Source organism: Clostridium sp. UBA5119, assembly GCF_002414285.1.
GTDB lineage: Bacteria > Bacillota > Clostridia > Clostridiales > Clostridiaceae > Clostridium_J > Clostridium_J sulfidigenes.
The window spans coordinates 1-15,162 of sequence record NZ_DHYX01000096.1; the positions used below are offsets into that span (position 1 = coordinate 1).

General features: G+C 29.2%; 19 protein-coding genes. 12 read left to right on the forward strand and 7 right to left on the reverse strand.

The window, feature by feature from the left end:
• The 4 genes from B2671_RS14810 to B2671_RS14825 all read right to left on the reverse strand — a co-directional run.
• A partial coding sequence (locus tag B2671_RS14810) for a uroporphyrinogen decarboxylase family protein (RefSeq protein ID WP_346871097.1) occupies window positions 1-456 on the reverse strand: 456 nt, incomplete at its 3' end.
• A gap of 293 nt (window positions 457-749) precedes the next feature.
• The gene (locus tag B2671_RS14815) at window positions 750-950 is read right to left on the reverse strand and encodes an EscE/YscE/SsaE family type III secretion system needle protein co-chaperone (protein WP_035131749.1); all 201 of its coding nucleotides are present in this window, start codon (window positions 948-950) and stop codon (window positions 750-752) included.
• A 253-nt stretch (window positions 951-1,203) separates the two neighbouring features.
• Window positions 1,204-1,389: a ferredoxin gene (locus B2671_RS14820; RefSeq protein WP_346871098.1), complete on the reverse strand. Its 186-nt coding sequence runs from the start codon at window positions 1,387-1,389 to the stop codon at window positions 1,204-1,206.
• Window positions 1,390-1,536: 147 nt separating this feature from the next.
• Window positions 1,537-2,124 (reverse strand): restriction endonuclease, encoded by a 588-nt coding sequence (locus B2671_RS14825; RefSeq protein WP_346871099.1) that lies wholly within the window; start codon window positions 2,122-2,124, stop codon window positions 1,537-1,539.
• Window positions 2,125-2,324: 200 nt separating this feature from the next.
• On the opposite strand from B2671_RS14825, the gene B2671_RS14830 reads away from it, so the two are divergent.
• From B2671_RS14830 to B2671_RS14850, 5 genes are all read left to right on the forward strand, one after another.
• Window positions 2,325-2,807, forward strand: coding sequence for a deoxycytidylate deaminase (locus B2671_RS14830; protein WP_035131756.1), 483 nt, complete (start codon window positions 2,325-2,327; stop codon window positions 2,805-2,807).
• 194 nt (window positions 2,808-3,001) lie between these two features.
• Window positions 3,002-4,306 carry a branched-chain amino acid transport system II carrier protein gene (gene brnQ, locus B2671_RS14835; protein WP_346871100.1) on the forward strand — a complete coding sequence of 435 codons (1,305 nt, stop codon included), beginning with the start codon at window positions 3,002-3,004 and terminating at the stop codon, window positions 4,304-4,306.
• Between the two features lie 167 nt (window positions 4,307-4,473).
• On the forward strand, window positions 4,474-5,013 hold the full coding sequence (locus tag B2671_RS14840; protein WP_346871101.1) for a nitroreductase family protein: 540 nt from the start codon (window positions 4,474-4,476) through the stop codon (window positions 5,011-5,013).
• 6 nt (window positions 5,014-5,019) lie between these two features.
• Window positions 5,020-5,328, forward strand: coding sequence for a nucleoside triphosphate pyrophosphohydrolase (locus B2671_RS14845; RefSeq protein WP_346871102.1), 309 nt, complete (start codon window positions 5,020-5,022; stop codon window positions 5,326-5,328).
• A gap of 106 nt (window positions 5,329-5,434) precedes the next feature.
• Window positions 5,435-6,472 (forward strand): MBL fold metallo-hydrolase, encoded by a 1,038-nt coding sequence (locus tag B2671_RS14850; RefSeq protein ID WP_346871103.1) that lies wholly within the window; start codon window positions 5,435-5,437, stop codon window positions 6,470-6,472.
• A gap of 76 nt (window positions 6,473-6,548) precedes the next feature.
• Here B2671_RS14850 and B2671_RS14855 read toward each other — a convergent pair whose 3' ends face one another.
• Complete coding sequence (locus tag B2671_RS14855) at window positions 6,549-6,713, reverse strand: hypothetical protein (protein ID WP_167402990.1); 165 nt, start codon at window positions 6,711-6,713, stop codon at window positions 6,549-6,551.
• A gap of 473 nt (window positions 6,714-7,186) precedes the next feature.
• On the opposite strand from B2671_RS14855, the gene mntA reads away from it, so the two are divergent.
• The 7 genes from mntA (at window position 7,187) to B2671_RS14890 (ending at window position 13,697) form a co-directional block, all read left to right on the forward strand.
• Window positions 7,187-7,615: a type VII toxin-antitoxin system MntA family adenylyltransferase antitoxin gene (mntA, locus tag B2671_RS14860; protein WP_346871112.1), complete on the forward strand. Its 429-nt coding sequence runs from the start codon at window positions 7,187-7,189 to the stop codon at window positions 7,613-7,615.
• Window positions 7,608-7,805 (forward strand): hypothetical protein, encoded by a 198-nt coding sequence (locus B2671_RS14865; RefSeq protein ID WP_346871104.1) that lies wholly within the window; start codon window positions 7,608-7,610, stop codon window positions 7,803-7,805. The genes mntA and B2671_RS14865 overlap by 8 nt, the downstream gene beginning before the upstream one ends.
• A 39-nt stretch (window positions 7,806-7,844) precedes the next feature.
• Window positions 7,845-8,027 (forward strand): HepT-like ribonuclease domain-containing protein, encoded by a 183-nt coding sequence (locus tag B2671_RS14870; RefSeq protein WP_346871113.1) that lies wholly within the window; start codon window positions 7,845-7,847, stop codon window positions 8,025-8,027.
• A 93-nt stretch (window positions 8,028-8,120) separates the two neighbouring features.
• Entirely contained in the window at window positions 8,121-8,771 is a 651-nt protein-coding gene (locus B2671_RS14875) for a lactate utilization protein (RefSeq protein WP_346871105.1), read from the forward strand.
• A gap of 275 nt (window positions 8,772-9,046) precedes the next feature.
• Window positions 9,047-12,463 carry a collagenase gene (locus tag B2671_RS14880; RefSeq protein WP_346871106.1) on the forward strand — a complete coding sequence of 1,139 codons (3,417 nt, stop codon included), beginning with the start codon at window positions 9,047-9,049 and terminating at the stop codon, window positions 12,461-12,463.
• A gap of 208 nt (window positions 12,464-12,671) precedes the next feature.
• Window positions 12,672-13,352 carry a DUF1048 domain-containing protein gene (locus B2671_RS14885; RefSeq protein ID WP_346871107.1) on the forward strand — a complete coding sequence of 227 codons (681 nt, stop codon included), beginning with the start codon at window positions 12,672-12,674 and terminating at the stop codon, window positions 13,350-13,352.
• 12 nt (window positions 13,353-13,364) lie between these two features.
• A complete protein-coding gene (locus B2671_RS14890) occupies window positions 13,365-13,697 on the forward strand; it encodes a PadR family transcriptional regulator (RefSeq protein WP_346871108.1) in 333 nt (110 codons plus the stop codon).
• Between the two features lie 93 nt (window positions 13,698-13,790).
• Here the strand turns inward: B2671_RS14890 and B2671_RS14895 are convergent, their stop codons facing one another.
• Complete coding sequence (locus B2671_RS14895) at window positions 13,791-14,135, reverse strand: hypothetical protein (RefSeq protein ID WP_346849040.1); 345 nt, start codon at window positions 14,133-14,135, stop codon at window positions 13,791-13,793.
• A 14-nt stretch (window positions 14,136-14,149) separates the two neighbouring features.
• Window positions 14,150-15,162: 3-oxoacyl-ACP synthase III family protein (locus tag B2671_RS14900; protein WP_346871109.1), on the reverse strand; the 1,013-nt coding region annotated here is incomplete at its 5' end.

Genomic DNA, 15,162 nt, shown 5'->3' on the forward strand with positions numbered 1-15,162 from the left:
TCTAAAGGATGGAAAATTACCAGACATAGAGGCACTGACATCTACATCATTTATAAGTTCATCTTTAGTAAGTTTTAATGCTTCCAGTAGTATAGGTAATTTTCCATCCTTTAGAGGGTTTGCTATTTTGAGAGATTCAATTTCATCTATTGATTTAATAGCAGGTTCTAGTAAATAGGAGATAGCATAATCAGGATAGCATACCTTGGCTCCCATAGCTTCAGCTACTCCTCTAAGACTAGTAGATATGCCTACGCTATCATGACGAAGTTTTTTAAACAAAGCTATTTCTAAATCTGCCATTAGTCGTGCAGAATGATAGTAATCCTTAGTTGTTATACCAATGAATGGCGCCATAGTTGCTCCCATGTCGGGGATACAAATTAGTCTATCAATTTCTAATCCTCTAGAAAATGCATCCATTCTCTCTTTGGGAGTCATTTCTTCTTTAATCACTTAAACATCCCCTTCCTAATAAATGTATTTTAACAATTAACTCATATAATCCTAAAGTTATTATATAAAATATATCCCTATATGTATAATTGAATTATCCTATATATAATGTATATCTATTGACATAATTAATATTAGTAAGAGGTTAATATGGTAAAGATAACAGTATAGTAATATTGTAAGTAAGAAAAAAGACTGAGATATTAAGGAATTACTTAATATTTCAGTCTTTGCTACTAAATTAATTGATATTCATATACAACATAAGGTTTTAGAATTAACCTTATGTTGTATTATTCTTGATAGTTAGAAAGAGTACTATTTACTGAATTTAATGCACTTTCTACTGAATTAAGAGTGTTTTGGATTTTTTGTCTGTTTTGTGGTTTTTCAACAGAGTTTAATGCTTGATTTAAGCAGTTTGTTGAATCCTGAAGTTTACTTTGTACATCTTGAACATGTTGTTTAGCATTTTTTCCTTGATTTTGTTGCATAATAATTTCCTCCTAATTTTTACTTTTAGATATTAAGATAAAATTTAATACCTAATTTAATTTTTAGTCACAGTAAGTTTCTTTACTATAGATAATTATTATTACTAATAGTTAAAGAAATTCACTATGAACTAGTAAAGTTATTGTATGTTATAAATTTTAAATTATACTTTCAAATTTTAATTATCAAAACTAATAATATAATAACAACTAAGTATTAAGATAAGAAAAGCTAGGCAGTAAGCCTAGCTCTTTATTCTTTAATATCTATGGCATCTACAGGACATTGATCTCTTCCATCAACAGCTCCAGCTTCAAGATCAGAAGGTACATCTCCATCTATAGCTTCAGCTTTACCATCATCATCAAATGAATAAACATCAGGGCAGACACNNGCCCCACAGCTTATACATGTATCCTTATTTACTATTGCTTCCATATTTACTCCTCCTTGTTTTTAATATATTAACAAGGTTAGTGTTTGCAGGAATTGATTTCATATACGCATAAATAAGAAAATTAAATAATGATATGTACATAGATGTTAGAGTAAATATATATAATTATATCAGGAGTAGTTGAATCTTTAAATCTCTACGGCGAGTTCATAGTCATCTTGATTTTCACGTTCTTCAATAAGCTTTAAAATATTATCCATAGTATATATTTTAAGAGATAGATCACTGTTGTCTTCTAGTTTACCAATGTATTCTAGGGCATTAGGGGACACACTGCCTGTAGTAAGAATAATACCTTTTTTTATATTGTTTGCCATCATAGCACCAACAATTTTTTGGCATATAACTCTTCCTATAAAGAACTCATCAGACGCATTATCTTCATCATCAGAGTCTAGAGTTGGGTTAGAATTATATCTTTTACATTCAACATAGATTTTTTCATCGTTACAATTTGTAAGAATTAAATCAACTCCACCATCATTACTAGGAGGTGTAAGCTTTATATCCTTATATTCAGGATTATTATGAAAAAGCCATTGACAGAAGCCTTCAAATTGAAGTCCTGTTAATCTATTAATATTTTCTTTTTTAATCCTCATAGTAAATTTTAGTTGTTCATCTTTAAAGCCTCTTATTTTCTCAATAAATTGAGTAAAGCTCTTTATAAGTATTATGAGTACTATAAGTAGTACTAAAATTTCATATTTGTTCATAAGAATCACCTCGTATAATAATTATTGTCATTATAGAAAAAATTAATCACTATATTTAGGATTATTGCTTTGCCATGTGATATTAATGAGCACATTAAACAGATATTTTCATATGAAATCCATAACAGATTTAGAAAAGTATCTTTAATTATGAAGTTTTTTAATATAAAATAGTAATAAATACTTCAAGGAGGTTACGTATGAAGAGAGAAGATTATATTTCTTGGAATGATTATTTTATGAGTATTTCTTTGTTATCAGGAATGAGAAGTAAGGATCCATCAACACAGGTTGGAGCTTGTATAGTTGATTGCAACAATAGGATAGTTTCTATTGGATATAATGGATTTATTAATGGATGTAGTGATGAAGATTTTCCTTGGAGTAGAGATGGAGAATTTTTAGAAACTAAGTATCCTTATGTAGTGCATGCTGAGCAAAATGCTATTTTAAATGCTAGAGGTAAGTCTTTAGAAGGCTGTAGACTATATGTAAATCTATTTCCTTGCCATGAATGTGCTAGAAATATCATTCAATCAGGTATAAAGGAAGTTTATTATCTTAGTGATAAGTATGCTGAAACAGATTCTATAAAAGCCTCTAAATATATGTTTGAAAAGGCTAATGTAAAATTAACTCAATTAACTCCAAGTGTAGACAAGATAGAGATAAAATTAAAATAGACCTATTAAATTAGAGCTAAACGGATTGTCTCATATTTTTATATTGAGATAATCTTTTTTTATTTATGAGCAATATCAACTGAATTTTAGAATGAATTAAAGCCCCATTTTAAGATTGGTTGAACGTATACCTAAGAGGTTAAGTATAATAAATAATTATATTTTAAGACAGAATTTGTTAAGGAGTAGATTAAATGAAAACTAAAGATATGATGAGAGATGCTATAGTGATTGGTTTTGCTTTATTTGCTATGTTTTTTGGAGCAGGAAATCTTATATTTCCAACATTTTTAGGACTAGAATCAGGGATAAGTTGGAGTAGTGGATTGTTTGGATTTGTTTTAGCTGATGTAGGCTTAGCTATACTATCAATTATAGCTTCAGCTAAATGTAATGGAGATGTAAGTGAAATTTTTGGAAAGGTAGGTAAAAGATTATCAATAATTTTCGGTGCTGTTATAATGGTATGCTTAGGACCACTTCTAGCCATACCGAGGACAGCAGCAACAACCTATGAAATGGGTATTGTGCCAATATTTAAAGGATTTAGCCCAGTAGTATTTTCTATAATATTTTTTGCTATAACATTGGTTTTATCTATAAAACCATCTAGGGTAATTGATATAATAGGTCAGTTTTTAACCCCAATGCTTCTCATAACTCTACTATTACTTATATTAGTTGGAATAATAAATCCAATTGATTCTATCAGTATAGCGCCAAGAGTAGAAAGTATATTTGCCGAAGGAGTAATCCAAGGTTATCAAACCATGGATGCATTAGGAGCTATAGCATTATCTACTGTTGTAATAACAACATTAAGTAATAAAGGATATAAAGGAATAAAGGAAAAAATAAAATTAACCTTAAAAGCTTCTATTGTTGCATCAATAGGACTAGTTTTAGTTTATGGTGGGTTGACTTATTTAGGAGCTACCATTTCAAATCAATATACAAACATACCATTAGGAGAAATATCTCAAACAGCATTAATAGTACATATAACAGATATATTACTTGGAAAACCAGGAAAGATATTATTAGCAATAATAATAGGTCTTGCATGTCTTACAACATCAATAGGACTTACGTCTTCAACAGCCCAGTATTTTAGTAAAGTATCAAAGGAAAAATGGAAATATAGAGATATAGTTATATTTGTATGCGTGTTTAGTAGTATAGTAGCTAATTTTGGAGTAAGTACTATAATAAAATTTTCAGCACCAATATTAAGTGTAATCTATCCTCCAACAGTTACATTAGTAATATTAACATTATTTAAAGAAAAAATTAAGAACAATTATGTGTTTATTTTTTCAACATATACAGCTTTATTTATAAGTGTATTAACGGTTTTAAACGATATTGGAATAGGCAGTTCAATAGGAGTACCAATAGTAACTGAACTGCCATTTGCGAATTTAGGTTTTAACTGGATAGTTCCAGTTTTAGTGTCAGGTATAATGGGGAATTTTATTAAAACAAACACAGAAATATAATATTTAAATCATATTTAATATTACAAAGATATACAATGTAATTAATAAGTGTTATGGATGATTTATATAATTGTGGCAAACATGTTATAATAAACACATGTAATTGAGTATTTTAAAGATAGAATACTTACATAATCTAATATAAAAATTAGTTTGGAGGTAGAGTTATGATTAAAGCAATTGAAGAGCGTAGAAGCATAAGAAGATATATGGATAAACAAGTGGAAGATGAGAAGCTATTACAAATTCTTCATAGTGCAAGACTAGCACCATCAGGCAGCAATACACAACCATGGCAAATTATTGTGGTTAAGGAGCAGAGAAATAGAGAAAAAATTGCAGAGGCTGCTTATAATCAAAAGTGGATGGTTAGTGCACCTGTTCACCTTGTGTGTGTTGCAGATATAAAATCAAGGTTACCTAAGTGTGATGGCCTCTACATTGATGAATATAGCAATGATTTTGAAGTTAAGCAAATTATTAGAGATACATCTATTGCCATTGAACATATGGCGCTTGAGGCAACAGATTTAGGGTTGGGAACTTGTTGGATTGCTTGGTTTGAACAGAAGGACTTTAGACCAGTTTTAAATATTCCTGATGATAAGTATGTGGTTGCAGTATTAACTTTAGGTTATCCAGATGAAGCGCCAAGTCCTCGTCCAAGAAAAAGTTTAGAAGAAATAGTTCATTATGAGCAGTGGTAATAGATAATGAAAGTATATAATAAGTTAGTAAGAGATAAGATTCCACAGGTGATAGCTGAAGATGGAAATCAGTGTGATATAGAAATTGCATCTAAAGAGGACATGATTTCTTTATTAGAAGATAAGCTAAAAGAAGAGGTAAATGAATATCTAAAGGATAAAAATTTAGAGGAGCTAGCGGATATTATGGAAGTACTATTTGGATTAGCTCATAATTTAGGATATTCTGAAGAGGAATTAGTGGAGAAAAGAAATTGGAAGTTGAAGCAGCGTGGGGGATTTAAGGAAGGCATTGTTCTTAAGTCTGTTGAGTAAAAATATTAGCTATATTTTAGTCGGTATGATTAAAACTATAGAGCATAATGTTATAAAAAGTTTTTATTTAGTTTTTAATAATGAGGCAAAAGATAAGGAGATACTGATGATAAGAGAATTATTTGAAGATATATATCAAATAGAGGTAGAACTTCCGGATAATCCTTTAAGGGCACTAAATGCCTATTTAATTAAGGGTAATGAAAGAAATCTACTTGTGGATACAGGCTTTCGCAAGGTTAAATCTTTAGAAAGCTTAAGACAAAGTTTAAAAGAATTGAATGTCAATATGGCCAATACGGATATATTTTTAACTCATCTTCATGATGACCATACAGGTCTTGTACCATTTCTTTTAAATTCCAATAATAAGGCTTATATTCATCCAAGAGAAAGTGAAGAGATATATAATTTAAGAAAAGTAACTTATATGGAAGAAGTTAATATATTTAATGAAGCAATGGGATTTCCTAAGGGAGAGGCGGTATCAGCACTAAAAGCTCTAAGAGATCAAGAAGGTTTTGAAGAAAGTTTCACTGAGCCAACCTATACAGATATCAAGGATGGGGAAACATTAAAGGTAGGAAAGTATGAGTTTAAATGCATTTTGACTCCAGGGCACACCCCAGCTCATTGCTGCTTATATGAAGAAAACCATAGGATTTTAATTGGTGGAGATTTAATATTAGCAAAGATAACTCCCAATATAGCCTATAACCTTGAGCAATGGATGGAAAACCCTTTACAGGAATACTTTGATAGCTTAGATAGAGTTGCATCGCTACCTATAGACGTGACACTGTCTTCTCATAGAGCTATTATAAGGAATACTAAAAAGAGAATAAGAGAACTCAAGGACCATTATGATCTTAGGTTAGAGGAAATCATGGATATTTTGGCTAATGGAGAAAAACTTTCGCCTTATGAAATTGCAGGAAGAATGCACTGGAGTATAACAATTAAAAGCTGGGAAGACTTCCCAGTAACTCAAAGATTCTTTGCCCTAGGGGAGTGTATGTCCCACTTAGTCTATCTTGAAAAGCTTGAAATGATAAATAAGTTATATAAAGATGGAAAGATTTATTATGTTATATCAAATAAAGGATTAGTGTGGGCAATAGTTAAATACATTAAAGAAAGTTAAAAGAGCAAGTTTTAAAATAAATATAAAGGATGTTTAGAAATAAGGTTATTTCAAAACATCCTTTTAAGTTCTAAAATTATTGAGCTACTGTTGATGAACAGATTTTACAGATGTTTATAGTTTTTCCGTCTTCACATTTCTTAGTCCAAACCAATTTTACTCTTTTTCTACCGCATAGAGGGCATGTACCTCTCCAACCTACTATTTTCTTAATAACCTTACCTCTTCTTTGCTTACCCATTTTCTCATCGCTCCTTTCTTTAAAAATATATTTTTAGAAAGGCGGAGTTATGACTAAAAAATTAAGATAAGCCTAAATAAAAAAAGTAGTACCACAATTAAGTTAGAACTACTCTTATATATTTTAGGGTATGTTGATTATCTATACATTTAGATTATAAGATAAATGCTGGAAATGGAAACGAAAACATAACCAGCATTCATCTCATAAGAGTTTAAAATTAAATGAAAACGTAAAATTTTAATGTAAGTAATATTATAGTTTTATTTTAACATAAAACACTATAAATAAATTAATTAAATTAACTATTTACAATAAATTTTAAAAGTTGTTAAGTAATTATAGAAAATATTAATAAAGTGTATACATAGAGTGAATAAATAGATAAGTAGTATAGCGTATTTTATTTTACAATACGGTTTATTATTTTACAAATGTTGTATATAATAAAGATATGAATATTAGAAAAGTTGGTGATCACATTGGCAAACCAATTAATTAAAGAAGAAATCTTAAATAAGTTAAAATCAGAAGAATTTACTGGTTTTATAAAGAGATTTGACATTATAAATATAGTTGTATTTGGAAGTGTTTTAACTGAAGAGTTTAATGAAGAATCAGATGTAGATATTGCAGTATTAGGAAAAGGTAGCTTCTCTTTAGATGATATTTTAGAAATAGAATTATTTTTAGAAAGGTTTTTGGAAAGAGAAATTGATGTTGTAGATTTAAAGAGTAAAACTTTAGATATATTTGTTAAGATAAGTATTCTAAACTCTTGCGAAATTATATATTCAACTGATAATAAAGTATTTGAAGATTTTTGCGATGACGTGGAATGGATATATAGAGAAAATGAAAATTTTATTCATTTTAGAAAGGTTGATGTTTTGTATGAATGAAGAAAGACTTATGAGAATAATTGAGGATTTAAAGGAATGTAGTAGTGATATAGAAGAATGTATAGAAATTATTAAAACTAGCAATGATAGATTACTCTTAAAGTTAGCAAAATCAAGTTTAAGGCAGTTATTTGTTAGTTTTCATACCATTCTTGAGGATTTATGCTCCATTATACTAAAGGAAATCTAAAGATTTAAGATAAGTATAAGCTTAAGTGATAGCTTAAAAATATTTAGAGAAGAAGGAATCTTAGATCAGGATACATATGAATTCTTAGAAAAATCTAAATTAATTAGAAATAGAATTGCTCATAGATATAAAGAACCAACTCATGAAGAACTTTTCAATCATATTGTGAAATATAAGAGTAAATTTAAAAAAATTATTAGAATAGCAGCTAGTTATTTATAAACTGTGGGAAGAAGATAAGAGAGTAGTATGAAAAATATGATCTATAAAAGCAACTAGGAATATAAAATTCTAGTTTAGAAAGGAGCACTTAATATGGATAACAGTACTTTATGGTATATGGAGAAGAGAGTTGATAGAACTATAAAAAATTTAAATAGAAGAAATATGGAGGGATTCTTTGTAAAAGATAAAAGTGAGTTAATGACCATTTTAAAGAAACTTATAGATGAAAAATCCACAGTAGGGGTAGGGGACTCTATGACACTTTTTGAAACAGATGTCATAGATTTTCTACGTAAGGGTGATTACGTATTTTTGGACAAGTACAGAGAAGGCATTACAAGTGAAGAGAAGAAGGATATTTATATACAAAATTTTTCTGCAAACACATTCATGTGTAGCACTAATGCTCTAACGGAGGATGGAGAGCTGTATAATATTGATGGTAATGGGAGTAGGGTTGCACCTATGCTTTATGGTCCAAAGCAAGTTATTCTAGTAACTGGAATAAATAAGATTGTAAAGGATATAGAGGAGGCAGAAAAAAGAGCTAGAAATGNNAGAAATTATGCTGCTCCTATTGATGCCAAGAGATTAAATAAAGATACTCCATGTACTACCTTAGGTTATTGTGTAGATTGTAAGAGTCCCAACAGAATATGTAATGATTTCACAATTATTAGAGGTCAGTTTATTAAAAATAGAATAAAAGTAATTATTGTGGGAGAACAACTAGGTTATTGATAATTTTAAATAACGTATAGTTCGTATAGAACATTAATTTTTAGTCTGCAATACTATAATAGACTTTAATGAATCCTTATACCAAGTAATAGCTTGATGTAAGGATTTTTGTTTATAAAAAATATTTATATATAAATTTATTATAGTATTTTGAAATATTGAAAAAATATAAAGAATATTCATAATTATATAAAAATTAATTAAAAAACATTGTAATTATTCATGAAAGTAGTATAATTATATAAAATATAAAAAATTACAATGGAGGTATTAAAATGAATAAAAAGATTAAAATTACATTGATTGAAAATTTAATCCGATTTATGGGAAGGAAAAATTTTAAGCGAAATGCTTCATTAGCATGTTTAAGTGTATTTATGGTGGTAAATACATCGACTGGAGTTATGGCTATGACTATGGAAGATATGGACAAGATACCAATAAATATAGCAGCAGACAATAATAAGGATAGTTTAAAGCAAAATTTAGAACAAAAGCCAAAACCATATGGAGTATTAAAAGATGGGATTTCAAATAATGAAGAAATTATTCAAGCTAAAACATTAGCAGAGGCTAAAGTAGATGATGTCAGTTTACTTAAACCTTCAGAAGAGAAGAGTGTAGATACAAAAGCAGTTGAAGCTCAGCGCAACTATACCTTAAAAGAACTTTCAGCGATGAGCTATCAAGAAATGGTTAATACTATTGCATCCTTAGAGTGGAGAAATATCGATGGACTATTTAAGTATTCTGCAGATTCACAAGAATTTTACGGTGATAGAGATCGTGTAAAGTATATAATAGAGGATCTAGATACAAGAGCTAAAACTTTTACAGGCACTAATAACAATGGTATTCCCACTATAGTAGAAGTTTTAAGATCAGGGTTCTATTTAGGATATTATAATACTGAATTAAGTTATCTAAATGATAGAAACTTTAAAGACTTATGCTTACCAGCATTAAACTCAATGATTGACAATCCTAACTTTAAGTTTGGAAATAAACTTCAAAATGGTGTAGTTGAAAGTTTTGGATCTTTAATTGGAAATGCATCTTCCAGTGTAGAAATAGTTAATAAGTCAGCAGCACTATTAAGAGATTATAAAATCAACATAGAGATATATGGTACTGATTTATCAAAGGCTAATGCTATCTACGGAGTAATTAAAGGTATATCCTATGATTTAACTTCTGCAGCCTACGGAAAAGATCCTGCAACAATGCCTTACTACGGTAAAATTGATACCTTTATAAATGAATTAAAAGAAATAGCATTAATGAAAAATACTAATAGTGGTAACCAATGGTTAGTTAATAATGCCATTTATCAAATAGGAGAACTAGGTGCGTTCCATAGCAATCCGAAGATGGCAATTGGATTATTAACTGATGTTATGGATACTTCAAATAAGTATTCAGAGAAATTTTTTATAGCAGCAGAAAGAATTGATTATCTATACAAAGGCATCAACTCACGTGGAGAAAATATAAACTATACCCAACTTCAAGAAGAGGGTTACAACAAGTACCTACCTAATAAGTATACCTTTGATAATGGTTCAATAGTAATGCAAGTTGGATCTAATGTTTCAGAAGAAAAGGTAAAAAGACTTTATTGGGCAGCAAAGGAAGTAGAAGCTCAATTCTTTAGAAATATTGGAAGTGATAAAGTTTTAGAAGCTGGAAATAAAGATAATGTTTTAACTATAAAAATTTTCAACTCCCCATCAGAGTATAAAATGAATCAATATTTAGGTAATGTTAGTACAGATAATGGTGGAATATATATAGAACCTATAGGGACTTTTTACACTTACGAAAGAACAATTCACGAAAGTATTTATAGCTTAGAAGAACTATTTAGACATGAATTTACTCACTATCTACAGGGTAGATATTTAGTTCCTGGTTTATGGGGACAAGGCCCATTTTATGAAAATGAAGATTTAACTTGGTTTGAAGAAGGTTCAGCAGAGTTCTTTGCTGGATCTACTCGTACAGAAGGAGTGAAACCAAGAGAAGCTATAGTGAATCAACTTGCAAAGGAAGAAGCCAACAGATTTACATTAAGTCAAACTATATCTTCTGGATACAATAGTGGATGGCAATTCTATAATTATGGCTTTGCCCTTGTAAGCTACATGTATAATAATGATATGGAATCATTAAATAAAATAAATGATTATGTGATTAATACTGATATAAAAGCATACAGAAATTTTATTTCACAATTAAAGGTTGACTCAAACAAAAATGTAGAATATCAACAATATATGCAACAATTAATAGGGGATACTACTATAGGAACTCCATTGGTATCAGATAGTTATACAAAGGTTCATCCTAAAAGAACTATAGAAGAAATTTCTTCCGACATAGTAAGTATAAGTAGAATTAGTGGTGTAAATCAAGATAAAACTTATTCATCAGATTTCAACACATTTAAGATATCTGGTAAGTATGTAGGTGGAACTTCAAAGGGAAGATTACAGGATAATGATGAAATGAATCAAAAAGCTAATGAAATGCTTAAAAACCTATTATTAAAGGGTTGGACAGGCTACGAAACAGTAACTTGCTATTTTACTGATTATAAAGTTGTCAATGGTAAATATGAATATAACTTAGTGTTTAAAGGACTTTTAAATGATAGCTCAGTAAATCCTGAAAATAAAATTCCTACTGCAAGTATAGATGCTCCAGATAATGTAGAAGTAAATAAGACGGTTTTATTTAGTGCAGATAAATCTGCAGATTCAGATGGATTTATAGTAGCCTATGATTGGAATTTTGGAGATGGATCTACGAGTTCAACTAAAAATCCAACTCACTCTTATAATAAAGAAGGAAATTATGTTGTTAGCCTTAAAGTTACAGATAACAAAGGTGCCATTGGAGAAACAATATTTAATATTAAAGCTAGCAAAATGTCTGGAGAAAATGGAATAACTTCAGAAGTAGAACCCAATAACGATTATAATCAGGCTAATTATTTTATAGCTAATAATAAAGATGTAACTGGTACTATACAAAATGCTAGTGATGAGGATACATTTGCTTTTGAAGTAGATAATGCTGGTGAAGTTGATATAAAGATTACAGGAAATTCATCTAAAATAACTTGGATAGTTTCTAAGGAGAATGACTTAGACAATTACGTCTGTTGGAATCAATACACTGAAGAAGATATAAGTAAAGGAAGCTTTAGTGCTACTCCAGGAAAGTATTATATTAAACTATACTCAACAGATAAAGCTATAGAAAATGGAAACTATAGTATAAATATCAATGGTATAAAGTCCTATAATAATGACCCAGAAGTGCCAAGTAATATTACAGAAGTAGAACCAAATAATAGCTTTGAATCTGCAAATGTAGCTATATACAACAACATTGATGCAAAAGGAAAACTACCTACAGGTGGAGACACTGACGTTTTTTACTTTGATGTAGATACTGCATCTAATGTAAATATAAAGGTTGGAAGTACTCAGCAAGGATACACTTGGATAGTGTGTAAATCAGATAACTTAAATAATTATGTTTGCTGGAGTCAGAATAATGAAGTAGATGGAACTAGTGGAAGCTTTAAGGCTGCACCTGGTAAATATTTTATTAAACTATACTCTTTAAATAACTCTAGCAGTGTTGATTATACTATTAAAGTTGATGGTATAAGACAAAGATAGCGCAAGTTTAATAGTATAACTAAATTTATAGTTTTTTATACTTGATAAATAATAAAGTTTCAACTACAATATAAGATTTAAAATGTAGTTGAAGCTTTTTTATTGACAAAAATACTACCATGCAATACAATATAGAAAAGGACTATTATGCATTGCAATATACCTTGTGATGAATAGTACTGTAAATTTAGTTTTGGAGGGGCAGTTTATGAAAACAAAACAGTATATAAAAGAAGTTAATAAATTTATTGGTAAATTAAGTAAAGAAAATGAGGAAAAGTTTGAAAATATATTATTTAAAATACGTTTTTCAAATATTAATGATCATGATGCTGAAGAGTTCATACACCATTGTTTAGATTTATTTTTACAAGCTGAGGAAAGAGGAATTGATGTAGAAGAAGTACTAGGAAATAGTGATATAAATTCCTTTTGTGATGAGTTTATATCAGAAACAATAGAGGAGTATTCAATACTAGAAAAGGTGTACTGGAAGATTTCTAAACTACCAATAATATTGATTATTTTTACTGGTGTATTTGAGATGTTTGTGGGACAACTAATTGATAGCTGGGTAAATAAAACAACACTATTTACAGTTTCAGTTACAGTTTCAATGTTAGTTAATACTATAATTGCAATTATCTTAACTAATTATTTATTATCTAAAATACAATATATGTATAATGTTTTTAATGGAGAGGATAAAAAGAAAGATAGAAAGATAACATTTTTATTATGGATAGGCTTTTGCATTATAACAGCTATATTTGTATTAACTAAACTGTTTTTAACAAAGGTACTTTTTGAAGTTAACTATTTAATATTCATGGGCATACTTATAACTATTTATTTGATACAGTATTTCTTTGAAAATAAAAACCAATAGAAGGAGGGAACCATGAATAATAAATCACAGTTATTAAAGGGAAGTTTAGAGGGCTGTGTTCTTAAAATTATAGACTTAAAAGATGAGATTTATGGATATGACATTGCTAGAATACTAAAGGATAATGGTTTTACTGATATTTCTGAAGGAACCTTATATCCACTGTATACACGCCTACAAAAGAATGGTTTTATATCGTCAAAAATGAAGGAGTCTCCCCTTGGCCCTGCTAGGAAATATTATAATTTAACAGATAAAGGCCGTGAAGAACTAAAGGATTTTGTGGATACTTGGGAATATATGAGTAAAAATATAAATGATATAATTAAAGGGAATATTCAGTAGTGTAGTTACAGAATTATTAGATATATAAGTACCCCATAAGAAAGACTTATAAAATTGTCCGTCTTATGGGGTACTTTTTATACTATATGTATTTTATAATTTAGATAAATCGGATACAAACTCAATATCTACATTTAATGAACTTAACAGCCTTTTTAATTGCATTGCAGCAATAGCTGAGCTTGGTGGTGTTGAAACTATATTTTTAAAACCAGTAGCCTTATACATTTTAATGCAGTTCTCAAGAATTGGAATCATTTCTGCTTTTGATGTTGATAATTCAGAACTTTCAAGTGCAAGGGTAAAGCTTGATGGAGTTATAGACTTTACAGCATTATTATAATCATTTAAGAAGTTTTTGCCATCCTCCTCTTGAAAAAATCCTCCTACAGTGATAAATAAGACCTTCTTAGCATTATTTACTTCTACTTTATACATTTAAAATTCCTCCTTTAAAATTTATATAAAAAAGCTCCCATTGTGTATCCAGAACCAACTGAACAAAAAATAACGAGATCTCCCTTATTTATCTTTTTAGTTTCTATAGCTGTATTAAGTGCAAAAAAAGGACTGGTGCATCCAGTATAACCATATTCATCTGCGACAAAGGTATAAGTGTCACTACTAACCTCTACATTTAATTTATTTAATGTTTCCTTTATATCGGCATGAGAAAACTGTGAAAATAAGAAGTGTTTTATATCTGTTATAGATTTATTTCCTTCTTTTAAGAGTTTATTGATAAGTTTTACCCATTCATCACTAAAGTAAGACACATCATGATTTACCCAAGCATACTTTTTACTATCTATAGGCAGTTCTTCATCATATATATGGGATAATCCACATTCAGGGAAAACCATATATTTGTGATTTTTAGAATCAGTATGGAAAGCAGAATTAAGAACCCCACCAGTTTCTTCATCATTAGTAAGTAATATTGCAGCTGCACCATCTCCAACAGTAGAATTTACTAACTCACAATCACTTTTGGCAAGGAGTGAGCCATATGAAGCACCAACGATTAAAGATTTTTTATATTTACTTTTAGATTTCATATAGGTTGCAATGCTATCTATAGCTGTTATCATTCCTATACAATTATCGTTCATGTCATAAGTTAAATCACAGTTACATGCATCTATAGCATCTCGTATCAAAAGAGCGTTAGTAGGTATTAAATGTTCTACAGAATCACTAACAAATACAATAATATCTAATTCAGAAGCCTTAATATTAGCTTTTTTCAAACAGGATTTAGCAGCATCCACACTCATAGTAAGAGAATTTTCTGTATTATTATCAACTAAATATCTAGACTTCCTTCCTAAGTGATTTAAAAGTTTTTCTAAATCTTGTCCATATTTGTTAATGAAGTGTTGATTCTCTATTCTTTTTTTAGGATGATATATTGATACTTCTTGAATTTTTATTCCCATAAAGTCCTCCCCATTCACATTTGAAA